Genomic DNA, 25,833 nt, shown 5'->3' with positions numbered 1-25,833 from the left:
AGGACCACTATCGAAGGAAGACGAAAGATGCGCGCAGGCGGCATGCAAGCGCGCCGAAAAAAAGGGGCGAAACGCGCCGCGCCGCCCGGCGGCGCAACGCGCTCTAGCGCCACGCGTCGATCACGACGCGCTTGAGCACATGCAGCTTGCGATGAAAGAAATGCTCGGCGCCGGGAATCACGACGACCGGCAATTCCTGCGGCCGCGCCCAGTCGTACACCGACGCGATCGGCACCGTGTCGTCGGTCTCGCCGTGGATCACGAGCGTGTTCTCCGGCACGTCGGCAACCTGCCAGCGGCTCGCGGCCGTGCCGACGAACACGATCCGCTCGATCGCGTCGCCCGCGTCGCGCAAACGCTTCGCGACGTGCGACAGCACGAAGGTGCCGAACGAGAAGCCGGCCAGCACGAGCGGCAGGTCCGCATACGCGGGCTGCGCGCGCATGTGCGCGAGCACCGCGAGCAGGTCGTCGGCCTCGCCGAGGCCGTTGTCGTGCACGCCTTCGGTCGCGCCGACGCCGCGGAAGTTCGACCGGTAGACGACGTAGTTGAGCTGCACGAGCGTGCGCGCCAGGGTTTGCGCGACCTTGTTGTCCATCGTGCCGCCGAACAGCGGGTGCGGATGCGCGACGAGCGCGATGCCGCGCGGCGCGGCGCTCCCTTCGCGCACCGCGTCGGGCAGGTCGACGGCGATCTCGATCTGGCCGACGGGGCCGGCGATCAGCGATTTCTGCGTATGGGCGTTCATGCTTTCGACCGCCCCGCTCAGATCTTCAGGCGATCGACGACCTTGCCGTCGCGCAGGTGCGATTCGACGATCTCGTCGATGTCGGCGCGGTCGACATACGTGTACCACGTGCCTTCCGGATAGACGACCATCACGGGCCCCTCCTCGCAGCGGTCGAGGCAGCCGGCCTTGTTGATGCGGACCTTGCCCGGCCCGGCGAGGCCGAGCTCCTTCACGCGCTTTTTCGCGTATTCCTGCATGGCCTGCGCGTCGCACTGCGCGCAGCTCGGACGTTCGGCGCCGGGCTCGCGCTGGTTCAGGCAGAAGAAGACGTGGTGCTGGTAGTAGGAATCCATGATGGTGACGGCGAGCGGCCCGGCGACGAGGCCGGGTCGGAAGTGGCGGGTGAATGGTGCGGACGATTATAGCGAGCGGCGCGCGCGGCTGCCCGCGGCCCTGTCCACCTCGCTGCCCGCCCCGCTGCCCGTCACCGGCGCGACCGTCCGGGCTGGGCGGCCGGCAGCCACGCGCGCTCGACGCGCAGCCCGAGCCAGATCAGCGCCGCGTAGGGCCAGATCCATGCGAGCCAGCGCGCGATGCTGTTGAAGTGCACGTAGCGCCCCTGCCGCCAGCCGGACAGCGTGAAGTCGAAGAACGGGTTGACGGGCAGCAGGTTGACGAGCGCGACGCCCGCGACGAGCGCGGCGGCGGCGAGCGTGGCCCGCCACGCGTCGGGCACGTACAGCGCGGCGAGCGCCGCCGCGAAGCCGAGCTCGATGCCGAGCCGCGCGCCGGGCGTCGCCCATACGACGACGAGCCCGGTGGCCGACTGCATGAACGTCGCGGCGGACTTCAGCACGAGCGCCGCGGCGACGAGCACGATCAGGAGCCGCACGCGCGGCGCGCGCGGCCGCATTGCAAGCGACGCGATCGCGAGCGCGGGGAACAGCATCAGCCCGCCGAGCACGGCCTCCCATCCGGAATCGGACAGCCAGCCGTCGACCCGCTCGGGCCATGCCGACACGTGCCACGCGGCCGGCAGCCACGCGAGCAGCGCGTCCTGCATCGACGCGTCGGCGCGCTCCCATAGCGAGGCCGGCCAGTCGCCGATGCCGAACAGGAACGGGGAAGGAAACAGGATCGCGAACGGCCAGAGCGCGGCCAGCAGCAGCGGCGTCGCGCCGTCCGGCTGGAACCACGCGAAGCGCAGCCGCCTGAGCGCGCCGCGATCGAGCAGCGCGCCGGTCGCGGGCGCCATCAGCGCCGCGCCCAGCAGCGCGCCGAGCGCGTTGGCGGCGAGATCGAGATTCGACGCGACGCGCGTCGGCAGGTAGGTCTGCAGCGCCTCCATCGCCCCGGACAGCAGCGCGCCGAGCACGCCGGCGATCAGCGTCGCGCCGACCCCGCGCCAGCGCGGATGCAGCGCGAGCACCGCGAGGGCGCCGAACGGCAGGTAGCCGAGCACGTTCGTCACCACGTCGAACGCGGTCACGTAGCGCTGCATCGGCGCGAACAGGTAGTCGAACGGGCCGATGCCGAGCGAGGTCCAGCCGTCGAACGGATACAGCGACGCGTAGACGATGAGCGCCGTGTACGCGGCGAGCGCCTGCCGCGCCAGCGTCGATGCGCGGGGCGAGCCGGGCACGCTCATCGCGGGCGCCCGCGCATTACGGCGTGCCCGCGTAGGCCTGCATGCCGACCCAGGCGGCGATCTGCGCGACGAGATCGTCGCTCGCCGTCGCGAGCGCGCGCGCGCCGCCGGCGGCGTCCGGCGTGCTCGACGGCGCACGCGCGACGAACGTGCGCTGGCCGAGCACCTTGCCGTCCTGCGTGAGCGTCGCGCGCGCGGTGACGGCGCCGTGGCTTTGCGATTCGCCGTCGAACACCTGCTCGAACTCGCTCAGGTCGATCCGCAGCGTCGGCGCGCGCACGCCGTCGGCGCCCTCGAGCACCGCGCCGCGCGACGACAGCGCGCCGCGCAGCCGCTGCGTGAGCAGTTGCGCGGGCGGCGCGGTCCAGCGGCTGTCGCGGTAGACGGCCATGCGCTGCGCATCCGCATAGGCGAGCCGGTAGACGAACTTGTCCGAATCGAGCGCGTCGGGCGCCGCGACGTCGAGCACCTTCAGCGCGGGGCCGTGGCCGGCGGTCACGACCGGCGCGGCCGGGCCGAGGTCGTAGCGGACGTTCGACAGCGCCGCTCTTTCGCCGGCGCAGCCGGCCGCGAGCGCGAGCGTCAGCACGGCGAGCGCGGCGGCGGCCGGGCGCAGCGCGCGGGCAAGGGTTCGGGGCATGGCGTGTTCCTGCATGAGATTTCCGGATTCGATGATCAGTGGGCCGTCGCGCCCGGCCAGACGAAGCCCGCCTCGCCCGGCCCGGGAGCCGCGCCCGGCGCGCCGAACAGCAGGCTGCGCGGATTGCGGCCGAGCTCGCCCGCGACGTCCTTCAACTGGCGCGACGCGTCGCCGACGCTCGCCGCCAGCGCATTGAAGCGCGGCAGCGTGTCGTACTGCACGCGCGCATTCAGCTCGTTCAGCGCGTCGCCGATATGCTCGGCGGCCGTGCCGGCCTTGTTCAGGTTCGCGACGAGCGGGCCGTTCGGCTGCAGCAGCGTGTTCGCCGACGCCATCGCGCGGTTCACCTCGTGCATCGTGTCGGGCAGCGCCGCGACCGCCGGGCCGAGCTGCTTCGACAGTACCGTCGCGCCGTCCGCCGCGTGCTGCAGGCTTTCCGCCGTCGCGCGCAGCTGCTCGCGCATCTCGGGCGACATCAGCTCGTTCGCGCTCTTCGCCGCCAGTTCGAGCTGCCGCAGCAGCACGTCGCCGCGCTGCTGGATCTGGTCGAACAGGCTCGGGTGCATCGGGATCTGCGCGACCGCCTTCGCCGACGACGGCAGCGGCGACAGGTCGGTGCCCGTGTCGTCGAGCTGCACGAACGCGATGCCCGTCACGCCCTGGAAGCCGAGGCTGCCGAACGTCGACTGCGTGATCGGCGCGTCCTTGTCGACCATGATGCGGATGCGGATCTGCCCCGGGTGCGAGCGGTCGAAGCCGATCGACTGCACCTTGCCGACGTCGAGGCCGCGAAAGCGCACCGCCGCGTCCGGAAACAGCCCGGTGACGTTGGTGCGCGCGATCAGGTCGTACGGAATGCGCACGGCGCGATCGACGTTGAACCAGAACACGGCGCCCGCGATCGCGAGCGTCAGCGCGATCGTGAACAGGCCGGCCCAGAACGCATGAGATTTGTTTTCCATTCGCGGGTTCCTTGCTACAACTCGACGCTCGCCGGCGCCGGTTCGAGGGCTGCCGGCGGCAGCTTCGCGCGCCGCTCGGGCGGCAGCGCCTGCAGCGCGCGCCGGCCGCGCAGCCCCAGAAAATATTCGTGGATGAACGGATGGTCGACGCTCGCGGCCTCCTCGACCGGCGCGGCGACCAGCACCTTGCGGTCGGCGAGCACCGCGACGCGCGTCGACAGCGCGACCATCGTGTCGAGATCGTGCGTCACCATCACGACGGTCAGCCCGAGCGTGCGGTGCAGCGTCGCGATCAGCTCGACGAATTCTTCCGACGCCTGCGGGTCGAGCCCCGCCGTCGGCTCGTCGAGGAACAGCAGCTCCGGCTCGAGCGCGATCGCGCGCGCGATGCCGACCCGCTTCACCATCCCGCCCGACAGCGCGGCCGGCATCTTCGACGCATGCTTGCACGGCAGCCCGACCATCTCGAGCTTGAGCATCACGATGTCGTGCAGCAGGTCGGCCGGCACGCGGCCGAGCTCGCGCAGCGGCTGCGCGACGTTGTCGAACACCGTCATCGACGAGAACAGCGCGCCCTGCTGGAACAGCATCCCGGAACGGGTGCGCATCGCCCGCGCGGTGGCCGCGTCGATCTTCGACGTGTCCTCGCCGAACACCTTGATCGTGCCCGACGTCGGCCGCTCGAGGCCGAGGATCTGCCGCACCAGCGTCGTCTTGCCCGAGCCCGAGCCGCCGACGATCGACACGATCTCGCCGCGCCGCACGTCGAAATCGAGCTTCTGGTGGATGATGTTGCGCCCGTAGCGCTTCGTCAGGTTGCGCACCTCGATCACGAGATCGTCGCGCTGCGCGGCGCCGGCGGGCGCCGCATCATCGGTTGTCGGCAGGTTCAGCATGTTCATCCGAGCCCCACGTTCTGAAACAGCATCGCGAACACCGCGTCGGCGAGGATCACGACCGTGATCGACGTGACGACCGACGTCGTCGTGCCTTCGCCGAGGCTCTGCGAGTTCGCCTTGATCCGGAAGCCGAAATGGCACGCGACGAGCGCGATCAGCATGCCGAACACGACACCCTTGCCGAGCCCGATGTACAGGTTCGCGATCGGCACCACGCCCGGCAGCGAGCGCACGAAGAAGCTGAAGTCGATGCCGAGCGCGAGCTTCGCGGCGAGCGCGCCGCCCGTGAGCGCGATGACGTTGGTCCACATCACGAGCAGCGGCATCGCGACGCCGAGCGCGAGCACCCGCGGCAGGACCAGCCGCAGCCCGTGCGGGATGCCCATCACGCGCATCGCGTCGAGCTCCTCCGTCACGCGCATCACGCCGATCTGCGCGGTGATCGCCGAGCCCGAGCGGCCCGCGACGAGGATCGCCGACAGCACCGGCCCGAGCTCGCGGATCACCGACAGCCCCAGGATGTTCACGATATACCGGTTCGCGCCGAACATCTGCAGCTGCTGCGCGGACAGGTAGCTCAGCACGATGCCGATCAGGAACGCGACGAGCGCGGTGATCGGCAGCGCCTGCGCGCCCGCGCTGTAGACGTTCGCCGACGTCTCCGTCCACGGCATCGTCTTCGGCCGGCGCAGCACCGACAGCGCATCGAGCACCACGCGGCCGAACATCGCGATGCCGCCCTGCAGATGCTCGGCGAACGTGAAGAGCGCGCGGCCGAGGCGCGTGACGGGATCGATGCGCTCGATGCGCTCGGGCGCCTCGCGCTGGCGGTCGAGCCGCTCGATGCGCTCGAAGATCGTGCGCTGGGTTGCGGTGAGCGCGATGCCGTCCGGCAGCTTGCGGCCCCAGACCCGCCACAGCGCCTGGCCGCCGACGTGGTCGATCCGCTCGATGCCGGACAGGTCCCAGTCGCGCACGCGGCCTTTCGCAAGCCCCGCGACGCGGCGCGCGACGACGCCGCGGTTGCGCGCCAGCGCGAGCGCGGTCCACTGTCCGTACAGGCGCACGGTCGGGCCCTGGCCGCCGGCATCGACCGACAGGCCGGGAGGAGTGTCGAAATCCAAGGCGGCTTGTTTGCAAATGAATGACACCGGCCATTGTAACGAACCGTCCGCTCCCGCGACGCGAGGATTTCCGCCGGGGTGGGCGGCTTGCCTGCCGGGGGCCGCCCGCCCAGGACGCCCGCAGCTGGCCGCCCGCAGCTAGCCGCCCGCAGCTGGCCGCCCGCCCCTTTCCGCCAGCCGTTGCGGCCCTTTCATTCCACCGTCACGTTTCCTTTCGATACTCTCACGCTTCGCACGACCGGCCGTCGGCGCGCTACGCGCCGCTTTCCGTGCGACCCACGACAACAGAACACCAAACAGGACAACCGATGCGATTCACCTCGCTTCTCCGCCATCGCGCGCCGGCAGCCGCCGCGCTCGCGAGCCTCGCCTTTCTCGCCGCGTGCAACGGCGACGACGTGACCGCCCCGCCGTCGTCGCAGGCGCCCGCCGGCACCAAGGCGACCCTCGCGCTGCTCGAGACGACCGACCTGCACACGAACGTGCTCTCGTATGACTATTTCAAGCTTGCCGCGGACAACTCGCTCGGCTTCGAGCGCGTGTCGACGCTGATCGCGCAGGCCCGCGCGCAGTATCCGAACACGCTCCTGCTCGACAACGGCGACACGATCCAGGGCACCGCGCTCGCCGACTACCAGGCGCTCGTGAACCCGGTCGGCTGCGACCAGACGCTCGCGATCTACAAGGTGATGAACGCGGCGAAGTTCGACGGCGGCGGGATCGGCAACCATGAATTCAACTACGGGCTGCCGTACCTGTCGCAGGTGACCGGCAACACGTTCGACGTCGACGGCATGCCCGCGCAGCAGAAGAAGTGCGCGGGCCCGGCGTTCCCGCAGGTGCTCGCGAACGTGATCAGCGCGAAGACCAATGCCCCCCTCTTCACGCCGTACACGATCCTGACCCGCACGATCACCGCGGCCACGCCGGACGGCAAGACGGTCAGCGCGCCGGTGAAGGTCGGCATCATCGGCTTCACGCCGCCCGCGATCATGAACTGGGACAAGCGCTGGCTCGACGGCAAGGTCTACACGACCGGCCTGAAGGAAGCGGCCGAGAAGTACGTTCCGGAGATGCGCGCGAAGGGCGCGGACCTCGTCGTCGCGATCTCGCACGGCGGGCTCGACAACTCGGCGTACTCGCCGACGATGGAAAACGGCAGCTGGTGGCTGTCGACCGTGCCGGGCATCGACGCGATGCTGATCGGCCACTCGCACCAGGTGTTCCCGGATGCGAACAGCACGGTGCCGCAGTTCAACCTGCCCGGCGTCGACAAGGTCAAGGGCACCGTCAACGGCGTGCCGACCGTGATGGCGAACTTCTGGGGCAAGCACCTCGGCGTGATCAAGCTCGGCCTCGCGTTCGACGGCAAGACGTGGAGCGTCGACAAGTCGCTCACGACCGTCGAGGCGCGCCCGATCCAGAACGCGGACAAGAGCTATGTCGCCGCCGACCCGTCGGTGGCCGCCGCGATCGCCGCCGAGCACCAGGCGACGATCAACTACGTGAAGACGCCGATCGGCTCGACCGACTACCGGATGACCTCGTATTTCGCCGACGTCGGCGATCCGGGCGCGATCCAGATCGTCAACGAGGCGCAGGCCGACTACGTCGCGCGCTACGTGCAGGCGAACCTGCCGCAGTACGCGTCGCTGCCGGTGCTGTCGGTGAGCGCGCCGTTCAAGAGCGGCTTCGGCGGCGGCAACGACTTCACCGACGTCGCGCCGGGCGCGCTCGCGATCAACAACGCGGCCGACCTGTACCTGTACCCGAACACCGTCTACGCGGTGAAGGTGAGCGGCGCGGACGTGAAGAACTGGCTCGAGACCGCCGCGAAGCGCTTCAACCGGATCGATCCGACGCAGGCGACCGTGCAGAAGCTCGTCAGCAGCTTCCCCGGCTACAACTTCGACATGTTCACGTCCGCCGATCTGTCGTACGAGATCGACGTCACGCAGCCGGTCGGCAGCCGGATCAAAAACCTCACGTACAAGGGCGCGCCGATCGATCCGAACGGGCAGTTCATCGTCGCGACCAACAACTACCGCGCGAGCGGCGGCGGCAACTTCCCCGGCCTCGACGGCAGCAAGACGATCTTCGCTTCGCCGGACGCGAACCGCGACGTGCTGATCGCGTTCATCAAGAAGCGCGGCGCGATCACGCGCGCGGCGGACGGCGCGCAGCGCAGCTGGCGCTTCACGAAGCTCGCGAGCTCGGTCGCGCACGTGCAGTTCGCGTCCGCGCCGAACCGCCTCGCCGACGCGGCGGCGGCCGGCCTGACCGGCATCACGCAGGTCGCGGCCGACGACGGCTCGGGCAAGAACCTCGCCACCTACGAGATCGACCTGACGCAATGAGGCACGCAATGCAACCGATCCGAACCATGCGGCCCGCCGAGGCGGGCTTCGCGCCCGCCGCGCGGCGCCTGCTGCGCGTGAAGCTGCCGCCCGCCGTGCTGCTGGCGGCGGTGGCGGCAATCGCCGCCGCCGTCGTCGCGGCGAGCGGCTGGCGCGGCGCCGGGCCCGCGCCGAGCGCCGCGCAGCTCGAGGAATGGCAGGCGATGGTCACGCAGGCCGGCGAGCCGCACGCGCTCGCGCGGCTGCGCGACCTCGCGCGCGCCGGGTCCGCCGACGCGCAGGCGGCGCTTGGCGGCGCGCTCGTCGACGCGCGCGAGCCCGGCTTGCGCGACGAAGGGCGCGGCTGGCTCGAAACCGCCGCGCAAGCGAACGGCGCGACGGACGCGCCGGCTGCGCGCCGCGCGCAGCTCGCGCTCGGCAAGGCGCTGCTGCTCGGCAGCGGCGGGCTGCCGAAGGACTATGCGCGCGCCCGGACGCTGCTGGCCGCCGCCGCCGCGCACGGCGACCCGGCCGCCGCGTACTACCTCGGGCTGATCTACCGCAGCGGCTACGGCATCGCCGCCGATCCCGCGCAGGCGGCACGCTGGTTCGACGTGGCGTCGCGCGCGGACATCCCGGCCGCCGACTTCATGCTCGCGAACGCGTATCGCGACGGCAGCGGCGTGCCGCACGACGACGCGCGCGCGCTTGCGCTGTACCGGCGCGCGGCCGAGCACGAACTGCCGGAAGCGGTGCAGACGCTCGCGATGGCGTATCGCAACGGCGAACTGGGCCTCACGCCGGATGCGAAGGAATTCCACGCGCAGTGGATCGAGACCGCGCACGCGCTGAAGCATCCGGTCGTTGCGCCCTGACGGCCCCTCTGCCGCCTGGCCGGCACGTCGGCCGGCCAGGCGCGGCCGCGTTATCCCGTCAGGCGGCGCCGCCCTGCGCGGGCCGTTCCAGACGCATGTACGCGTCGGACACGATCAGCCCGAAGACGATGTGATCGAGCGCGCTCACCCAGCCACGCGCGTCGGCGAACCACGGGAACACTTGCGTCATGCCGTAGTAATTGACGACGTACAGCAGCACGCCGAATACGGCCCCCGCCACGCTGACCATCCCGACGCTCGAATCCAGGCTGAAACACGCGATGATCACGGCCAGGATCAGCGCAAATACGATCGACAGCGCGAAGTGCACGCCCAGTGCCGCCAGCAGGGTTCCGACTTCGACCGTGGTCGACGGCGCGAGCGCGTCGTCGCCGAAGTAGATGGCCGCGATCATGCGCAGCGGCGCCCACGCGTCGTGTCCGATGATTGCCGCCGCGACGACCTGGATGACGAGGAAGACCGCGCCGGCCACGCACCCGCCGATCACGGCGGCACGCCACACCGGAATGCGGCGCGCGTAATGGTGCGAATGCATGTGGAGTTGCATGGCCATCTCCTTGAAAACGGTCCGCCGCTGCGTCAATGCCGGTGCGTATGCGACGTACCCGAACGCACTGCCCACCATGCGGACGCGAGCGACTCCGACAGCCGGCGACAGGCCCGCGTCATCGGCGGCCCGACGGCGTCGGAGATCCGGGTCGTGTTGCTGTGGAAGCGCTCGAACAGGCTGGACAGGCTCGAACACGAATGAAGCTTGCGCATTGCCTTTCACTCGATGCGGCAACGACGAGAACCATTTGGCACTCGCCGCGCATGCCGCCAAAGCGGATATATCGAACGTAGTCTCGCCGGTCGGGAAGATCAAGATGACGACAGGCACCGGCGCGTCGCTGCGCCGGGTTCTGCAGACGAAAACGATGGGGCTGTAGTAATGCAGGATGCCGAACTGCAAGCGCCTGCGTGACCGTGCGAGCAGTGTCGTGGAAAAAATGGCCGCGCCTGATGCGCGGCCCTCGCTAAACTGGCAAGTCCAAGCGCTGCGGGAATCGCGGCAAGCCTCCCCGTCTTTTCGACCTAATACAAGGCAGCCGCAAAGGCGGCATGAATTGTCATGCTTTCCGCTCTTTTCTTACCCGGCTTCGTTCCCATACATACCCGCGCCAGCCGCCGATTCCCGAGCCCACAGCCACGGACATAAACCAACCGGCAAAAAACAGGTTCGCGGCTTGCGGGTTCGTATCGAACAGACTTCCTTGCCCGTGAAGAATCAAAACACCGAACAGATATAAGCCGCCCCAACAAGCAAGTGTGACTATGACCGAACCAGCAATTGCACCGATGGCGGTTCTCAACAATTTCGGCCCATCGAAGAAAAGGCTAGGTGTTGCGAGCAGAACGGCCTCGACGGCTCTTGATGAACATGTTTCATATCAGCCTGAAAGCGAGCATGACAAACCAATGCGCCGTGACAAGCACACCCGCCACCATGGCCCATTGTGTCCAGCGGCGCCGTTTCCCGGCAAAGAACACTGCTACAACACCAAATACGACCGACGGTCCTAAAATAGCGGCAAGAAATATCAGCCCATCCCCAAAACCAACCGCGCATGCTCCAATCTCCTTGCAACCGTTTGGAACACAAAGTTGCGGGAAACGCCGACAGATTTCGGCATCAGCAGCGGACCACCACCATAGACTGACAAGCCCAAGCGCCGCAAAAATTGCAGCAAATCCGATCCGCTTCATCGAACTTCCCAAAACAGGATGTGCTTCGAGTTTCTCAAGTCTGACCAACCGAATGCACGCCCGGCCCTGAACGAATGTCGTCCGAGCAAGCGACCAGTTGTCGCGAATATATTAAATGGACTGCTTATAGTTAGCCGACTTCCATTCCACAGGTCGATGTGCCCTCCGCTGGAATTTTCCATCGTTTCTCCCTCGCGTGCCCAGTAGCCATCAAACATAACGATGCCTGTGCGGCCCTTGACCCTCGGCTCCCAGTCCGGCCCAGTGACGTTTTCCGCCCTCCCCAGGCCCGCAAAAGGCTGCAACCTCAGCCATGCCCCAAGCTCGTTGGCGCGCGTGGCGGTTGCCTTTCCGTTCAGCAGGATTCGCCCGATGCTCGACTGACCACCAAGCGGCTTGACCAGTTTCGATGAAAACGACTTCATTTCAATGCCGACGCGATGAAAGGCGACGCTCATGCGAATGGCGCATTGATTGCTATAAGCCGGATTGTCATACGGATTGCCGGACGGGTATGCATCCCATAGTTCCTTGAATGTTACCGCCCGCAATTGCACAACCTTGACGGAATCGGGCGTCGTGTTCGTACTTACCGTTGTCGGGCTGTTTGGCATCACGTCCAGTCCTTGTGTACAAGAGCGTCTTCGCCCCAATAGACCGTGTAACTGTCAGCGATCTCGGAACGGATCCGCGGCAACTGGCCATTACTATTGACATGCCCTGCGAAGGTCCGTCCGTCGCTCAGTTCGATCAGATATGGATAATTCTGCGGTAGTGCGGTGCGTATACTGGCGCGCACCTGTTCGTCATACGTAGCTGAAGCAGCCGTCTGCACTGCCATCGCAACCTCGGTCCCCGTGGTGCTTGCGGCCGAGGCGCTGCTTCCTCCCGCCAGCGTCGCCGCTTCCTGCAACGTGACGATCATTTTCATGCCGCGCTCGGCATGGAAAACGGGTGGCGGATTGCATCCACAGACATTGATATCGCCGCTCAACGCCCACGGCTTGCCATTTGGGCCTGTTCCGGACAGGCGCGGCCCCTTTGGCGCGATGAACCCTTCCTGTTTGCAGGCCGTGCAGTAGGTTCTCATGTAGAGCGTCGCAATATGCACGCGCGGCGGCGGATTAGAACAAGTGACATGTTCCAATCCTTCTGTAATCGTGGCGCTGCCGCCTCGGTCGCCTCTGGCAAGAAAATAGCGGATCATGTGGCCTCGCCTCAGTGTGTCGCTGCAGAATGCGTCACAACCGTGAATGAGTCGGCGGAGATGAGACCTTCCCGCTCCGGACTGTCCGTAACGGGGTCGCCGTTGCTCAAGCGACTGCCCACGAGTGCAAAACGCGCCTCGCTGCCGTCCTCGTAGTTCACGATATCGCCGACGCGGGCAACGGCAAGCCCGATGACGATCAACTTGCTGTTGGCCTTGGTCACACGACCGCCGCGTGCCGTAAGTGAGTCGACGGTGGAGAAATGATGGGGCGGGACCTTCTGCTCGTTACTCATCTGGATATCCCTTCTCGACAAATGGCTGAGGATTGCTCCGCACAAAATTTGCGCGAACGAGAAAGGAGAATCAATCTGACAAATTCGAAATCCTTACTAACAAGATTCGTTTAAGTCTGTTTGCGCAATACAAGATGAGCCAACGCAATCGCCATCCAACTTGGCAAGGCGTTGGCACTCATGCTTGTGCTTGATCAGATCAAGCGCTGCACGACCAGAACGAGAAATACATGTCGCAGCCCCGCGCACGCCGCGTCCCCGCTGCTTCCATACTTCCCGGCGCGATCTCGCCCCCTGTCGCTACAATAGCCACCATGAACGCCCCCACCTCCTCCGACACGCCCGACTCCGGCGACGCGCACATCGCGCGCAGCCGGCTCGACGCGCACCTGGACGCCGCGCCGCGCGCGTGGCCGCTCGACATCGTCGCCGCGACCGGCTCGACCAATGCCGACCTTGCCGCCCGCCTGAAGGCGCTGCCGCGCACCGCGAACGCGCTGCCCGCGCCGCTCGTGCGGGTCGCGTTCGAGCAGACGGCCGGCCGCGGCCGGCAAGGCCGCCCGTGGTTCGCGCAGCCGGGCAACGCGCTGCTCTGCTCGGTCGGCTGCATCGTGCCGCGCCCGGTCGACGCGCTCGGCGGATTGAGCCTCGCGATCGGCGTCGCGCTCGCCGAAGGGCTCGCCGCACTGCCGCTCGACGCGCGCTGCGGCGTCGCGCTCAAGTGGCCGAACGACCTGCTGCTGACCGCCGCCGACGCCGGTTCGACACACATCGTCGGCAAGCTCGCCGGAATCCTGATCGAAACGGTGTGGACGACGCCCGACGCAACGGCCGTCGTGATCGGCTTCGGCGTCAACGTGCGCGGCGCGGAAGCCGTCGCCGCGCAGGTCGACGCACAGCGCGCACGCGAAGCGTCGACCGCGGGCGCGCTGCCGCCCGCGGCGCTGTCGTCCGCGTGGGCGGAGGCGAACCTCACCGATACGCTCGCCGCGTCGCTGAACGCGCTCACGCCCGCGCTCGCGCAGTTCGCGGCCGACGGGCTCGCGCCGTTCGTGCCGCGCTGGCACGCGCGGCACGCGTACGCGGGCCGCGAAGTGGTGCTGATCGAGCAAGGCGCGGAACGCGCGCGCGGCATCGCGACCGGCATCGACGCGGCAGGCCAGCTGCTGCTCGACACGCCCGCCGGCGTGCAGGCGATCGCGGCCGGCGACGTGTCGCTGCGCGAGGCGCGATGAGCGCGCCGCACCTGCTGATCGACGCCGGCAACAGCCGGATCAAGTGGGCGCTCGCCGACGCGCGGCGCGAGCTGGTCGAGACGGGCACGTTCGGCCACGCCCGCGACGGCGGCGCCGATCCGGACTGGTCGCACATGTCGCGCCCGCGCGGCGCGTGGATCTCGAACGTCGCCGGCGCGGAAGTGGCGGCACGGCTCGACACGCTGCTCGACGCGCGCTGGCCGGGCCTGCCGCGCACGACGATCCGCGCATGTGCCGCGCAGTGCGGCGTGACGAACGGCTATGCGACGCCCGACCAGCTCGGCAGCGACCGCTGGGCCGGCCTGATCGGCGCGCATGCGGCGTTTCCCGGCGAAGCGCTGCTGATCGCGACGTTCGGCACCGCGACGACGCTCGAGGCGTTGCGCGCGGACGGGCGCTTCACGGGCGGACTGATCGCGCCGGGGTGGGCGCTGATGATGCGTTCGCTCGGCACGCACACCGCGCAGTTGCCGACGCTCACCACCGACATCGCGAGCGGCCTGCTTGCAGGTGCTCAGGCGGAGCCGTTCCAGCTCGACACGCCGCGCTCGCTGTCGGCGGGCTGCCTGTATGCGCAGGCCGGGCTGATCGAGCGTGCATGGCGCGACCTGAACGCCGCCTGGCAAGCGCCGGTGCGGCTCGTGCTGGCGGGCGGCGCGGCCGACGACGTCGCGCGCGCGCTGACGGTGCCGCATACGCGCCACGATGCGCTGATCCTGTCCGGACTGGCGCTGATTGCGGCGGAAACGGTTGCGAATGGTTGAAACGGCACGCACGCGCGTTTCCATACGCGGGTGGGCCGGGCGAACCGAATGACCAGCCCCGCGGCTGGCCTGACTGAATGACGAAAAGGGGTGTCGACGATGCTGCGCTGGCTGATCGCTGTTCTCTTTCTCGCCAACATGCTCGCGCTCGTGGTGGCGCGCGGAGTGTTCGGGCCGCTGCCGGCGGCCGGACCGCGCGAACCGGGGATACTGTCGCGGCAGGTGCACCCCGACGCGCTGCGCGTCACACCACTCGCGCACGCTGCCGATCAGGCGCTCACGGGCGGCCCGATCGCGGCATCGGCGGCACCGGCGGAGCCGCTCGCGGCATCCGCGCCCTGACGCCGCGCGCGGCGGCGCGGATTTACGGCTGCTGCGCGCGCACCTTCTTCAGCAGCGCGGTGGTCGAGCGCTCGTGCTCGAACGGAATCGCCAGCGCCCGACCGCCCCAGCCGCGCACCAGCGCGGATTCCGGCAGCACGTCCATGTCGTAGTCGCCGCCCTTGACGAGGATGTCCGGATGCACGGCCTCGATCAGCGACACCGGCGTCTGCTCCTCGAACTTCACGACCCAGTCGACGCTTTCGAGCGACGCGAGCAGCGCCATCCGGTCGTCCTCGTGGTTGATCGGGCGGTCGTCGCCCTTGCCGAGCATGCGCACCGACGCGTCGCTGTTGACGCCGACGATCAGGCACGCACCGAGCGCTTTCGCGTCGGCGAGATAGGTGACGTGGCCGCGATGCAGGATGTCGAACACGCCGTTCGTGAACACGACGGGCGACGGCAGCGACGCGCGCAGGGCGACGAGCGCGTCGCGGGTGATCAGCTTACGTTCGAAGGTAGCGGGCATGATGGGTGACTGGCGGAAGCGAACGGCGTGCGCGGCGCGCATGCCCAAGAAAAAGCCCGCCGAGCCGGGCGGGCTTCATGTCGCGCGCGCCCTCGCCGGGCGCGCATCTCGTCGTCAGGCCGGCTGGGCAGCCGACTGGCCGCCTTCGGCCTGCAGGCGGCCGGTGACTTCCTTGCGATACCGGTTGAGCTCCTGCGCGGTCGCGAACGTGCGCTCGAACAGGATCGACAGGTTGTGCAGGATACGCTCGACGACCTTCTTCTCCCACTCGCCGTCGAAGCGGATCTGCTCGTCGAGCCAGCGCTCGAGCCACTCCGGATCGGGCAGGCGCGACTGCACGGTGTCGCGCGGGAACAGCGCCTGGTTCACGTGCAGGTTGGTCGGGTGCAGCGGCTTCTCGGTGCGGCGCGCCGACGCCATCAGCACACCGATCTTCGCGAACGCCGCGCGCGCGACGTCGCCGCAGTTGTTCAGCGCCTTCTTCATGTAGCGCAGGTACGCGCCGCCATGACGCGCTTCGTCGCGCGAGATCGTTTCGTAGATCTGCTTGATGACCGGCTCGGTGTGCCAGTCGGCCGCGCAGCGGTACCAGTGGTTCAGGCGGATCTCGCCGCAGAAGTGCAGCATCAGCGTTTCGAGCGGCGGCGCCGGATCGAACTCGAAGCGCACCGCGTGCAGCTCCTCTTCGGTCGGCACCATCTCCGGCTTGAAGCGGCGCAGATATTCCATCAGCACGAGCGAGTGCTTCTGCTCTTCGAAGAACCACACGCTCATGAACGCGGAAAAGTCGCTGTCGTGCTGGTTGTCGCGCAGGAACATTTCCGTCGCGGGCAGCGCCGACCATTCGGTGATCGCGTTCATCTTGATCGTCTTCGCCTGCTCGTCGGTGAGCAGCGAAGCGTCGAACTTGTCCCACGGAATGTCCTTCTCCATGTCCCAGCGGACGGCTTCGAGCGACCTGTAAAGTTCCGGATAAAGCATGGTGTTCATGATGGTCCCACCCCTGTTCTGCGCAATGCGACTTCTCTTAAACGTGACCGTTGCAGCAATGCGCGCGCGGACGCGCTTTTTGCAACCAAGACTGTAATTTTACGCGTGAAACCAGCCCCCGGGCCGCGTGTTCCGCGTCCGGCAGCCGCGCGGCCGCGTAAGCCGCTCGCTTGGGGCAAGCCGCGCGCCGCGCTCCGCTCGAACGGAACCGACCGCGCGTGCCTGAGTGGGGGCCGGCGCTGGCCGGCTTCGCTGGCGAGCCCGTCGCGGCCCCTTGCGGGCGCCGGTCCGGCGAGCTGCTCGATTTGATGTATTCGGCGGCGGCCATGATAGCACGCACGCATGACGGTTCCGAGACACGCTTCCGGTCGCTTCCCGACAGCCGCCATGCGGCAAAGCGTCGCAGCCGATCCGCGTCAGACCCGTATTTCCCCCGCCGCCTGCCCGTCGGCCGGCGACGCGCTCGCGCCGTCCGCATGCGCGATCCAGCCGGCGAGCGTGTCGTGCTGCGCGCAGCCGTCGCGATAGCCGAGCTCGATCAGCTCGCGCGCGAACGCCTCCTCGAACAGCAGGTAGCTCGCGAACGACGCGCCCGCCGGCTGGCTGCCGCCGACCGCGCCGAGCAGTCCGCGCACGGTGACCGGCAACTGCTTCAGGTGTTTCGCGGCGATCAGCTCGATGCGCTCGGACGGCGCGATCGCCAGCACGTCGACGTGCCGCCAGCCGCTGTCCACTTCGATCTGGTGCGGCAGGTGCGCGATCATCTGGTTGATGTGATCGATCCGTTCGATGTCCGAGCCGATCGAGTCGAGAAACACGCTCGCCAGAACCTGCTGGCCGATCTGCGCGAGCGACGGATAGCCGCGCACGAAGCCGCCGCCGTTCACCGGGATCTCCGGCCGCGGATCGGCCGCTCCGACGACCACGATCCGGTCCGCGCCGAAGTGGATCGCCGGCGACAGCGGCGCGATCTGGCGGATCGAGCCGTCGCCGAAATACTCGATCTGGCCGTCGAGCACGAGCGGCACGGCCGGGAATACGAACGGAATCGCCGACGACGCGAGCAGGTGCGACGCCGACAGGTCGACGAGCCGCGCGGTGCGCTGCGCGCGCCGCCACGCCTGGATCGGTTCGGCGGCCTGGTAGAACGTCAGATGGCGGCCGCTCGAATAGCTGAGCGCGGTCACCGCGAGCGCGTGCAGCGTGCGCGCCTCGAGCATCTGCTCGATCCGGTGGAAGCTCAGCTCGCGCTGCAGCAGATGCGCGAGCGGCGCGTTGTCCAGCAGGCCCCGCGGCGAACGGCGGGCCGCCCAGCCGAAGCTCATCGCCGCGAGCCAGCGCGCGCCCGCGGCGGCGATGCCGAGCCAGTCGGTGCGGTACACGTAGTCGGCGCGCAGGTGCTCCCAGAATTCGAGCAGGCGGCGCACGCCGTGCGAGAAATCGTCGGCGTGGCTCGCGATCGACGTCGCGTTGATCGCGCCGGCCGACGACCCGCACACGACGCCGAACGGCAGCGTGCGCCGTTGCGGATCGGCCGCGAGCGCGATCTCGGCCAGCGCCTTCAGCACGCCGACCTGATACGCGGCGCGCGCGCCGCCTCCCATCAGTACGAGCGCGAGCCGCATCGCCGGGCCTGCTACATGAGCCGCCGCGCCGTCACGTCGAGCGCTTCGGCGGACGGCTCGCGGGCGTCGACGCGGCCGCCGCGCGCGCCGCGGCTGAACCGGACGATCCGGACGACCCGGCCGGCTTCGCGCGCTTCGCGGCGGGCTTGCGCGGCGCCGCCTGCGGCGGCTCGGCCGGCTCGGACCGCGCCGCGGCCGATGCCGCCGGCTCAGCCGGTGCGTCCGGCGCGGCCGGTTGTGCGCCCGGCTGCGTCATCGCGAGGCTCGCGAGCTGGTTGAACTGCGTCTGCAGCAGGTTCCACCAGCCGGCCGGATCGAAGGCCGCGTTCTGCGCGGCGCTCTCGCCCTCGGGCGGCGCGTCCGCTTGCGCGCCTTCCGGCGCGGCCTGCTGCGTGTCGCCGAGCGGCGTCGCGGCCGCCTTCGCCGCCGCGACGGCCGCATCCTCGGCGGCCGACATCGAGGTTTGCGCGAACGCGCCGAACGCGCGCAGCGTCGCGAGCGTCGCGCGCTGCACTTCCATCGCCTGGATCGCGGACTGCAGCATCCCGAGATTCAGCTTCAGCCATTGCTCGACCGCGCGCAGGTCGGTGATGCGCTTGTCGAGCTCCTCGACGCTGGCGAGCGGCGCCATCATGTCGGACATGCCCGACAGCGACGGCGGCAGCCCGTGCGTCGCGCCGGGGAACGCGCCCATGCCGCCGAACGGCGTCATGCGGATCATTTCCCACATGCGTTCGAGCATGTCTGCGGGCTGGAAGCCGGCGAAGCCGGAGAAAGGATTGGAGCCGGTGGTATCGATCGTCATGCGGGCATCCTGGTTGACTGGGGGAGCGGCCGGATCACCCGACCGCCTGGATCGATCATAGCGCGCGTCAGAACGGCGCGCCGCCGGGGAAGTCGGGCGCTCGCCGTTCGCGCAGCGAGCGGATCCCCTCCTGCACGTCGGGCCCCGAAAATCCCATGAATTCGAGCGCGAGCGACGCATCGAAGGTCGGCCCGGCCGAGCGCAGCCAATTGTTGAGCGCGTACTTGGTCCAGCGGATCGCCGTCTGCGAGCCGTGCGCGAGCTTCTCCGCGACCTCGTACGCCTTCGGCAGCAAATCGGGCTCGTCGACCGCGAGCGACACGAGGCCGATCCGCTCGGCCTCCTCGCCGCTCACCGGCTCGCACAGCAGCAGGTAGTACTTCGCCTTCGCCATCCCGCACAGGAGCGGCCACACGATCGCCGCGTGGTCGCCCGCCGCGACGCCGAGCCGCGTATGGCCGTCGATGATGCGCGCGCTCTTCGACGCGATCGAGATGTCGGCGAGCAGCCCGGCGACGAGCCCCGCGCCGACGGCCGGGCCGTGCATCGCGGACACGATCGGCTTGCTGCAGTTGATCACGTTGTAGACGAGGTCGCGCGCTTCGCGCCAGACCCGCGCGCGCACGTCGAAATCGTTCGCCATCTGCTCGACGAGCGCGAGGTCGCCGCCCGCCGAGAAACCCTTGCCTTCGCCGCGGATCACCGCGACGCGCGTGTCGGGATCGCGATCGACGTCGCGCCAGATGTCGGCCAGCTCGCGGTGCATGCGCTCGTCGGCGGTCGCGAGGCCGCTCTTGTTCGCGCCCTCGCCGCTCATCACGATGTCGAGCACGCCGTGCTGGCGGCGCGTCACCTTCAGTGCTTCGTAACCGCCGTACCCGGCGAAATCGGCCATGCGCTGCTCCTTGCACTCAGGATGGAAACCCGCCCAGTGTAACCACTCGGACGCGACGGGGAATCGGGCGTTACCCAGTGGGACGGACCGCCACGGCATGCGAAGAACGAGCGACGGCGGAATGCCGCTGGTCGGTTTTTCTTTCGGTCCCGTCTTGACGGGGGGTCATGTCGACACGATCGCATGAGCACGAACATGTTTAACAACCGTCGCTAAACCCTTGACACTCAATCACATTGAATCACGATGGGTAATCACTCGACAACTACCCTTCGAAAACCAATGAAACAAACCTACCATTACGGATCACATCGCGAACTGCGCTCACCAATGCCAGCGTTAAACAAATGAAATTTTTCTTTGTTCGCAATATCGGTACATTCGTTGGTCGCGCCATTCCCGTCGTCGGCTGGGCTGTCGCGGCGCACGACGTTTATGCAATCGCAACCAATTCGGTTGTCCGCTTCAATCGTCTCGTCAATCGAGAAGACCGCCTGTTCACCCGATGAATACGACGCACGCTCGACTCGAGGCCTTTATCAGGCACGCGACAGGCATGAGCGCGAACCGGCCGCTCAAGCCGACCGACCGCCTCGAAAGCGACCTGGACATCACCGGAAACGATGCCGACGATTTCATGGGCGCATTTTTCGACCAATTTTCGGTCGAGCCGGGAGACTTTCGTTTCGACCGGTATTTCTCGGGCGAAGGATTCAATCCTTTTGTGATCGCACTGCTGCTGTTCTCGAAGAAAGCGCGGCAGCGATACGAGAAGGAACCGTTGACGGTCGCCATGCTGGAGCACGCGATCGAACTCGGCATATGGGATTCGCGCAAACTCGCCGGGCGAGATCCATGATCGGCGCAGGGCGCGGCGACGGGCGCTCATGCACGACACCGCCGCGCCTGTCACCGTCACGCGACGCCATCAAGCGGCGCGACCGACTGCTCGATCGCGCCGAAGATCGACTTGCCCGCGTCGTCGAACATCTCGATCTTCACGGTGTCGCCGTAGCGCATGAACTGCGTTTGCGGCGCGCCGTGCTCGATCGTTTCGAGGCAGCGCTTCTCGGCGATGCAGCAATAGCCGCGCTTCGAATCCTTGTTCGACACCGTGCCCGAGCCGACGATCGAGCCCGCGCGCAGGTTGCGCGTCTTCGCCGCGTGCGCGATCAGCTGGCCGAAATGGAACACCATGTCGGTGCCCGCGTCGGGCTGGCCGACCTTCCTGCCGTTCCAGTGGACGATCATCGGCCGGTGCACGCGGCCTTCGCGCCAATGCTCGCCGAGCTCGTCCGGGGTGACCGCGACCGGCGCGAACGCGGTTGCCGGCTTGCTCTGGAAGAAGCCGAAGCCCTTCGCGAGCTCGGCCGGGATCAGGTTGCGCAGCGACACGTCGTTGACGAGCGTGACGAGCCGCACCGCCTTCAGCGCGTCGTCGGGCGACGCGCTCATCGGCACGTCGCCGGTGATCACCGCGACTTCCGCCTCGAAGTCGATGCCCCATTCCTCGGACGGGCAGACGACGTCGTCGCGCGCCCCGAGGAAATCGTCGCTGCCGCCCTGGTACATCAGCGGATCGGTCCAGAATTCCGGCGGCATCTCGGCGCCGCGCGCGCGGCGCACGAGCTCGACGTGGTTCACGTACGCGGAGCCGTCGGCCCACTGGAACGCGCGCGGCAGCGGCGCCATGCAGTTCGCCGGATCGAACGGGAACGCGTGCCGCGCGCGGCCGTGGTTCAGCGCGTCGTACAGGTCGCGCAGCTGCGGCGCGTAGAACGCCCAGTCGTCGAGCACGCGCTGCAGCGTCGGCGCGATCGCGTCGGCAATCGCCGCGGTATGCAGGTCGCGCGACACCACGATCAGCTGGCCGTCGCGCGTGCCGTCCTTCAGCGAAGCAAGTTTCATAAGGGGAATCTGCCGTTGTAGTGACGATGGAAGGAATCTATTTTACGATGGTGAATCCGTGCGGCGCACCGCGCTTGCGAGCGCCGCGATCGATTCGAACCTTCCCTCCAGATCGCGCGCCGCGCGCCGTTGCCCCATGCCCGCCAGCCAGCTCCCAGACGACGATCTCGCCGACTCCGACACCGCCGACGAAGCCGCCGGCGACGGCGGCGACAACGGCGAGAAGGTCCGTTCCGGCATCCAGTCGATCGAGGTCGGCTTCCGCCTGCTCGACGTGCTGACGAGCGAGCCGCGCGCGATGATGCTGCGCGATCTCGCGCAGCGCGCGGGCATGAGCCCGGCGAAGGCGCACCGCTACCTCGTGAGCTTCTCGCGGCTCGGCGTCGTGTCGCAGGACCCCGTCTCCGGCCGCTACGAGCTCGGCGGCTTCGCGCTGCAGATGGGCCTCGCGCGGCTCGCGCGGGTCGACGGCGTGAAGCTCGCGCGGATCGCGCTGACCGAATTGCGCGACCGGCTCGACCAGACGGTCGGCATCGCGGTATGGGGCAACCAGGGCCCGACGATCGTGCACTGGATGGAATCGAGCCATCCGGCGAAGGCGTCGCTGAAGCTCGGCGACGTGATGCCGCTGCTCGGCTCCGCGACGGGCCTGCTGTTCGCCGCGTACCTGCCGCGCGGCAAGACCGCCTCGATGATCGAGCGCGAGCTCGCCGACACGCGCCGCTCGCCGCATCACGGCGGGCCGCGCACGCTCGCCGAGGTCGACGCGGTGCTCGCGGACGTGCGCGCGCATCAGGCCGCGCGCGTCGAAGGGATGCTGCTGCCGACGATCCACGCGTTCTGCATGCCGGTGTTCGACGCGGTCGGCGAGCTCGCGCTCGCGATCCTCGCGCTCGGCCACGAAGGCACGTTCGACATCGCGTGGGGCGGCGAGATCGACACCGCGCTGCGCGCCTGCGCACAGAAACTGTCGTACGAACTCGGCTATAGTCCGGACGCGCGCGACGCCTGACGCGTGGCGCGCGACGCGCCGCATGAACGCACGGCGCGCCCGGCGGTCCGATTCCTGACGCAACCTGCCGGCCGGCCAACCTGCCAACCGGCGCGCCGACGCCGCGCAACCGCCCCGAACCCTTCGCTGCCCGACGATGCCGCCCTCCGACACCCGCCCCCGCTACGCTCCGCCTCGCCGCTGGCTGCGCGCGGGCGTCGCGCTCGTCGTGGTGCTCGTGCTGCATGCGCTCGCCGCGCTGTGGTTCACGCGTCATCGCGAACCGTTCACGCCGCCGGCGCCGACCGAGGTGCCGGTGCAGATCGAGCTGCTGAAGCCGCGGCCGATCGAGCGGCAGCCGGCGCAACCCGCGCCGAAGCCGGTTGCAAGGCCGTCCGCGCCTGAGCGGGCCGCGCCGAAGCCCGCGAAGCCGGCGGCCGCACCCTCGCGGCCGGCGCCGCAGGAGCCGGTGCTGACGTCGACGCAGACCGCCGCGGAAGGCGTACCGCCGGCCGCGGCCGCATCCGCCGGCGGCACCGCCTCGGGCGCCTCGGCTGCGGCGGCCGGCGTCGCAAGCGGCGTCGCGACGGCCGGCCCCGCGTCGAGCGGCGTGAAATTCGCCGCGCCGCCGTCCGGCGACCTGCAATACGATGCGTTCTTCAACGGCATGCAGAACTCGACGGGGACGATCCACTGGCGCACCGACGGACAAACGTATGAGCTGTCGGTGACGATGCCGGTGCCGTTCATCGGCCCGTTCAGATACCGGAGCCAGGGCCGCGTCGATGCATACGGGATCGCGCCCGACCGGTACGTCGAGCAGCGCGGCAAGCGCCCGGAGAACATCTCGATCTTCAACCGGGAGATCCGGCAGGTCGTGTTCACGCGCACGCCGGACAACGCGCCGCTGCCCGACGGCACGCAGGACCGCTTCAGCATGCTGATGCAGCTGTCGGGCCTCGTGCGCGGCAATCCCGACGCCTACCGGCGGGGCGTCACGCAGCAGTTCTTCGTGATCGACAACAACAGCGGCGAGACCTGGCCGATCACGGTGATCGGCGACGAGCCGGTGCAGACCGCCGCCGGCTTCATCGAGACGCGGCACTTCATGCGCCTGCCGCGCCGCGCCGGCGACACGCGGCGCATCGACATGTGGCTCGCGCCGTCGCTCGGCTGGCTGCCCGCGCGGCTCGTGCAGACGGAACCGAACGGCGCGCAGATCGAGCTGCTGTGGCACGGCCCGCTCGCCGCGCCCGGTGTGCCCGGTGTGCCCGGTGTGCCCGGTGTGCCCGCCGAAGCGCCGCCGGACGCCGGCGGCACGCCGGCCGCAACCTCCGGCGAGACCGCAACGGGCATGCCCGTTGCGCCGCCTCCGGCGCCCGCCTCGGCCGCGTCGTCGCCACCCGCGACGCCGTGACGCAGCGCGCCGCGCCCGCGAATCGGCAAATTCGACCGATGGTTGCCCGCCATAAAGATCGGCCGTCACGCGCCGTAATATCAGTCATGCCGCACATGACACTCTTTAACAACTATTTCGGTACACCGACCCACAATAGGAAACGTTTCTGAGATATCGGCTTCTAACCGATACACCCCATGCAGAGGGAACGGGGTGTGCAGCGCAAGCCCCTTGAAACCGGCGAGGTCTACCCCACCTAGGGGAACAACAAGGCCAGAAGCCACTGCGAAGAGGAGTGCCGCCATGCAAATGATCTACAACAGCCCCAACTACTGCGTCGTCGAGTTCCCGCCGCAGGTCGGCCATCACGCGATGAATTCGGGTGGCTACGAAATCGTCGACAAGAACGCACAGCGCGAGATCTTCATCGACGGCGAACTCGCCGCCCGGTTTCGCGAGCACGTGAAGCAGCTGATCGAGGACGAGCCGTCGCTCGACGAAGTCGACGAATTCCTCGGACAGTTCGACAGCCTGATGACGCAGCCGGTCGTCCTGCACTGACGACACCCCACCCCGGCGCCCGATACTGGCTGACGCCGCCGGGTTCGCCGCAAGCACTCCGATCCCGCCCCCGCCCGGTCCGCCGCGCGGGGGCTTTCATTTGGCGCCGCGCCACGCCGGGCGGCGCACGGCCGCAGCGGCTACAATGGCGCTTTTCCCGCCTCTTTCCCAATTCGCCGGTCATCCGCCATGTCTGCGACTTCATCCGCCGTTCGCTCCGCCCCGTTAGCCGCGCCCGACGCCCCGTACACGCGCGGCGCCCAGCTGCCCGCGCTGCTCAAGCAGCGCATCCTGATCCTCGACGGCGCGATGGGCACGATGATCCAGCGCTACAAGCTCGACGAGGCCGCGTATCGCGGCGAGCGCTTCAAGGACTTCCCGCGCGACATCAAGGGCAACAACGAGCTGCTGTCGCTCACGCAGCCGCAGATCATCCGCGAGATTCACGACCAGTACTTCGCGGCCGGCGCGGACATCGTCGAAACCAACACGTTCGGCGCGACGACGGTCGCGCAGGCCGACTACGGGATGGAAGACCTCGTCGTCGAGATGAACGTCGAATCGGCGAAGCTCGCGCGCGAATCGGCCGCGAAATACGCGACGCCGGACAAACCGCGCTTCGTCGCGGGCGCGATCGGGCCGACGCCGAAGACGGCGAGCATCTCGCCGGACGTCAACGATCCGGGCGCGCGCAACGTCACGTTCGACGAGCTGCGCGACGCGTACTATGCGCAGGCGAAGGCGCTGCTCGACGGCGGCGTCGACCTGTTCCTCGTCGAGACGATCTTCGACACGCTGAACGCGAAGGCCGCGCTGTTCGCGCTCGACCAGCTGTTCGAGGACACCGGCGAGCGCCTGCCGGTCATGATCTCGGGCACCGTCACCGACGCGTCGGGCCGCATCCTGTCCGGCCAGACGGTCGAGGCGTTCTGGAACTCGCTGCGCCACGCGAAGCCGCTCACGTTCGGCCTGAACTGCGCACTGGGCGCGGCGCTGATGCGCCCGTACATCGCCGAGCTCGCGAAGCTGTGCGACACCTACGTGTCGTGCTACCCGAACGCCGGCCTGCCGAACCCGATGAGCGACACCGGCTTCGACGAGACGCCCGACGTCACGTCGGGCCTGCTGAAGGAATTCGCGCAGGCCGGGCTCGTGAACCTCGCGGGCGGCTGCTGCGGCACGACGCCCGAGCACATCGCGGCGATCGCGAAGGCGCTCGCCGAAGTGAAGCCGCGCCGCTGGCCGGCCCAGTACAGCGACGCCGCCTGACCCGACCGATTCCACGCCCGTCTTACACCATACGAA

29 protein-coding genes and 1 pseudogene are annotated in these 25,833 nt (G+C 68.6%); 11 read left to right on the top strand and 19 right to left on the bottom strand.

Annotation, left to right across the window (positions count from 1 at the left end; genetic code table 11):
• Positions 1 to 103: 103 nt before the first annotated feature.
• From HWX31_RS12480 to HWX31_RS12450, 7 genes are all read right to left on the bottom strand, one after another.
• On the bottom strand, positions 104 to 748 hold the full coding sequence (locus tag HWX31_RS12480; RefSeq protein ID WP_042586412.1) for an alpha/beta hydrolase: 645 nt from the start codon (positions 746 to 748) through the stop codon (positions 104 to 106).
• Positions 749 to 765: 17 nt separating this feature from the next.
• Positions 766 to 1,083, bottom strand: a complete 318-nt coding sequence (locus tag HWX31_RS12475) for a (2Fe-2S) ferredoxin domain-containing protein (protein ID WP_010090546.1) — start codon at positions 1,081 to 1,083, stop codon at positions 766 to 768.
• Between the two features lie 131 nt (positions 1,084 to 1,214).
• Positions 1,215 to 2,378: a VanZ family protein gene (locus tag HWX31_RS12470; protein WP_174965427.1), complete on the bottom strand. Its 1,164-nt coding sequence runs from the start codon at positions 2,376 to 2,378 to the stop codon at positions 1,215 to 1,217.
• A gap of 16 nt (positions 2,379 to 2,394) precedes the next feature.
• Entirely contained in the window at positions 2,395 to 3,018 is a 624-nt protein-coding gene (locus HWX31_RS12465) for an ABC-type transport auxiliary lipoprotein family protein (RefSeq protein WP_174965428.1), read from the bottom strand.
• A gap of 35 nt (positions 3,019 to 3,053) precedes the next feature.
• Positions 3,054 to 3,980, bottom strand: a complete 927-nt coding sequence (locus HWX31_RS12460) for an MlaD family protein (protein ID WP_174965429.1) — start codon at positions 3,978 to 3,980, stop codon at positions 3,054 to 3,056.
• 14 nt (positions 3,981 to 3,994) lie between these two features.
• On the bottom strand, positions 3,995 to 4,882 hold the full coding sequence (locus tag HWX31_RS12455) for an ABC transporter ATP-binding protein (RefSeq protein ID WP_174965430.1): 888 nt from the start codon (positions 4,880 to 4,882) through the stop codon (positions 3,995 to 3,997).
• Entirely contained in the window at positions 4,879 to 6,003 is a 1,125-nt protein-coding gene (locus HWX31_RS12450; protein WP_174965431.1) for an MlaE family ABC transporter permease, read from the bottom strand. Before HWX31_RS12450 ends, HWX31_RS12455 begins: the two co-directional genes overlap by 4 nt.
• A gap of 308 nt (positions 6,004 to 6,311) precedes the next feature.
• Between HWX31_RS12450 and HWX31_RS12445 the strand changes: the two genes are divergently transcribed.
• Positions 6,312 to 8,360 carry a bifunctional 2',3'-cyclic-nucleotide 2'-phosphodiesterase/3'-nucleotidase gene (locus HWX31_RS12445; protein WP_174965432.1) on the top strand — a complete coding sequence of 683 codons (2,049 nt, stop codon included), beginning with the start codon at positions 6,312 to 6,314 and terminating at the stop codon, positions 8,358 to 8,360.
• A gap of 8 nt (positions 8,361 to 8,368) precedes the next feature.
• Entirely contained in the window at positions 8,369 to 9,214 is an 846-nt protein-coding gene (locus tag HWX31_RS12440; protein WP_175933920.1) for a tetratricopeptide repeat protein, read from the top strand.
• A 58-nt stretch (positions 9,215 to 9,272) separates the two neighbouring features.
• Here the strand turns inward: HWX31_RS12440 and HWX31_RS35380 are convergent, their stop codons facing one another.
• The 6 genes from HWX31_RS35380 to HWX31_RS12410 all read right to left on the bottom strand — a co-directional run bounded on the left by HWX31_RS35380 (position 9,273) and on the right by HWX31_RS12410 (position 12,484).
• Positions 9,273 to 10,187, bottom strand: coding sequence for a hypothetical protein (locus HWX31_RS35380; protein WP_415493099.1), 915 nt, complete (start codon positions 10,185 to 10,187; stop codon positions 9,273 to 9,275).
• Between the two features lie 157 nt (positions 10,188 to 10,344).
• Positions 10,345 to 10,587, bottom strand: coding sequence for a hypothetical protein (locus HWX31_RS12430; protein ID WP_174966109.1), 243 nt, complete (start codon positions 10,585 to 10,587; stop codon positions 10,345 to 10,347).
• Positions 10,588 to 10,660: 73 nt separating this feature from the next.
• Entirely contained in the window at positions 10,661 to 10,981 is a 321-nt protein-coding gene (locus tag HWX31_RS12425) for a hypothetical protein (protein ID WP_174966108.1), read from the bottom strand.
• A complete protein-coding gene (locus HWX31_RS12420) occupies positions 10,978 to 11,595 on the bottom strand; it encodes a type VI secretion system amidase effector protein Tae4 (protein ID WP_174966107.1) in 618 nt (205 codons plus the stop codon). Before HWX31_RS12420 ends, HWX31_RS12425 begins: the two co-directional genes overlap by 4 nt.
• Positions 11,595 to 12,188 carry a PAAR domain-containing protein gene (locus HWX31_RS34955; RefSeq protein ID WP_244143738.1) on the bottom strand — a complete coding sequence of 198 codons (594 nt, stop codon included), beginning with the start codon at positions 12,186 to 12,188 and terminating at the stop codon, positions 11,595 to 11,597. Before HWX31_RS34955 ends, HWX31_RS12420 begins: the two co-directional genes overlap by 1 nt.
• A gap of 11 nt (positions 12,189 to 12,199) precedes the next feature.
• The gene (locus HWX31_RS12410) at positions 12,200 to 12,484 is read right to left on the bottom strand and encodes a PAAR domain-containing protein (protein ID WP_174966106.1); all 285 of its coding nucleotides are present in this window, start codon (positions 12,482 to 12,484) and stop codon (positions 12,200 to 12,202) included.
• 314 nt (positions 12,485 to 12,798) lie between these two features.
• Between HWX31_RS12410 and HWX31_RS12405 the strand changes: the two genes are divergently transcribed.
• From HWX31_RS12405 to HWX31_RS12395, 3 genes are all read left to right on the top strand, one after another.
• Positions 12,799 to 13,719 carry a biotin--[acetyl-CoA-carboxylase] ligase gene (locus tag HWX31_RS12405; RefSeq protein WP_174966105.1) on the top strand — a complete coding sequence of 307 codons (921 nt, stop codon included), beginning with the start codon at positions 12,799 to 12,801 and terminating at the stop codon, positions 13,717 to 13,719.
• Positions 13,716 to 14,504: a type III pantothenate kinase gene (locus tag HWX31_RS12400; protein ID WP_174966104.1), complete on the top strand. Its 789-nt coding sequence runs from the start codon at positions 13,716 to 13,718 to the stop codon at positions 14,502 to 14,504. The genes HWX31_RS12405 and HWX31_RS12400 overlap by 4 nt, the downstream gene beginning before the upstream one ends.
• Before the next feature lie 99 nt (positions 14,505 to 14,603).
• The gene (locus HWX31_RS12395; protein WP_174966111.1) at positions 14,604 to 14,846 is read left to right on the top strand and encodes a hypothetical protein; all 243 of its coding nucleotides are present in this window, start codon (positions 14,604 to 14,606) and stop codon (positions 14,844 to 14,846) included.
• 22 nt (positions 14,847 to 14,868) lie between these two features.
• On the opposite strand, the gene rfaE2 is transcribed toward HWX31_RS12395, so the two are convergent.
• From rfaE2 to HWX31_RS12370, 5 genes are all read right to left on the bottom strand, one after another.
• The gene (gene rfaE2, locus HWX31_RS12390) at positions 14,869 to 15,354 is read right to left on the bottom strand and encodes a D-glycero-beta-D-manno-heptose 1-phosphate adenylyltransferase (RefSeq protein ID WP_059634560.1); all 486 of its coding nucleotides are present in this window, start codon (positions 15,352 to 15,354) and stop codon (positions 14,869 to 14,871) included.
• A gap of 114 nt (positions 15,355 to 15,468) precedes the next feature.
• On the bottom strand, positions 15,469 to 16,344 hold the full coding sequence (locus HWX31_RS12385) for a ferritin family protein (protein WP_059758816.1): 876 nt from the start codon (positions 16,342 to 16,344) through the stop codon (positions 15,469 to 15,471).
• Positions 16,345 to 16,760: 416 nt separating this feature from the next.
• The gene (locus tag HWX31_RS12380; protein ID WP_174966103.1) at positions 16,761 to 17,969 is read right to left on the bottom strand and encodes a patatin-like phospholipase family protein; all 1,209 of its coding nucleotides are present in this window, start codon (positions 17,967 to 17,969) and stop codon (positions 16,761 to 16,763) included.
• A gap of 31 nt (positions 17,970 to 18,000) precedes the next feature.
• Complete coding sequence (locus HWX31_RS12375) at positions 18,001 to 18,774, bottom strand: PhaM family polyhydroxyalkanoate granule multifunctional regulatory protein (RefSeq protein ID WP_175933919.1); 774 nt, start codon at positions 18,772 to 18,774, stop codon at positions 18,001 to 18,003.
• Positions 18,775 to 18,841: 67 nt separating this feature from the next.
• On the bottom strand, positions 18,842 to 19,669 hold the full coding sequence (locus HWX31_RS12370) for an enoyl-CoA hydratase/isomerase family protein (RefSeq protein ID WP_174964119.1): 828 nt from the start codon (positions 19,667 to 19,669) through the stop codon (positions 18,842 to 18,844).
• 296 nt (positions 19,670 to 19,965) lie between these two features.
• On the opposite strand from HWX31_RS12370, the pseudogene HWX31_RS12365 reads away from it, so the two are divergent.
• A pseudogene (locus HWX31_RS12365) lies at positions 19,966 to 20,178 on the top strand (STM2901 family protein); the annotation flags it as partial.
• 47 nt (positions 20,179 to 20,225) lie between these two features.
• A complete protein-coding gene (locus tag HWX31_RS12360; RefSeq protein ID WP_244143737.1) occupies positions 20,226 to 20,528 on the top strand; it encodes a DUF1493 family protein in 303 nt (100 codons plus the stop codon).
• Between the two features lie 56 nt (positions 20,529 to 20,584).
• Here the strand turns inward: HWX31_RS12360 and HWX31_RS12355 are convergent, their stop codons facing one another.
• Positions 20,585 to 21,577: a fumarylacetoacetate hydrolase family protein gene (locus HWX31_RS12355; RefSeq protein WP_174964122.1), complete on the bottom strand. Its 993-nt coding sequence runs from the start codon at positions 21,575 to 21,577 to the stop codon at positions 20,585 to 20,587.
• Positions 21,578 to 21,713: 136 nt separating this feature from the next.
• On the opposite strand from HWX31_RS12355, the gene HWX31_RS12350 reads away from it, so the two are divergent.
• The 4 genes from HWX31_RS12350 to HWX31_RS12335 all read left to right on the top strand — a co-directional run bounded on the left by HWX31_RS12350 (position 21,714) and on the right by HWX31_RS12335 (position 25,797).
• Positions 21,714 to 22,589 (top strand): IclR family transcriptional regulator, encoded by an 876-nt coding sequence (locus HWX31_RS12350; protein WP_174964123.1) that lies wholly within the window; start codon positions 21,714 to 21,716, stop codon positions 22,587 to 22,589.
• Between the two features lie 136 nt (positions 22,590 to 22,725).
• A complete protein-coding gene (locus HWX31_RS12345; protein ID WP_174964124.1) occupies positions 22,726 to 23,985 on the top strand; it encodes a DUF3108 domain-containing protein in 1,260 nt (419 codons plus the stop codon).
• A 285-nt stretch (positions 23,986 to 24,270) separates the two neighbouring features.
• On the top strand, positions 24,271 to 24,528 hold the full coding sequence (locus HWX31_RS12340; RefSeq protein WP_010090525.1) for a BTH_I0359 family protein: 258 nt from the start codon (positions 24,271 to 24,273) through the stop codon (positions 24,526 to 24,528).
• Positions 24,529 to 24,717: 189 nt separating this feature from the next.
• Positions 24,718 to 25,797 (top strand): homocysteine S-methyltransferase family protein, encoded by a 1,080-nt coding sequence (locus tag HWX31_RS12335; RefSeq protein ID WP_174964125.1) that lies wholly within the window; start codon positions 24,718 to 24,720, stop codon positions 25,795 to 25,797.
• Positions 25,798 to 25,833: the final 36 nt, after the last annotated feature.

Origin of the sequence: Burkholderia ubonensis (assembly GCF_902833085.1) — a bacterium.
GTDB classification, from domain to species: domain Bacteria; phylum Pseudomonadota; class Gammaproteobacteria; order Burkholderiales; family Burkholderiaceae; genus Burkholderia; species Burkholderia ubonensis.
The sequence above is the reverse complement of the archived record's forward strand: the minus strand, read 5'-3'. Positions and strand labels throughout refer to the sequence as shown.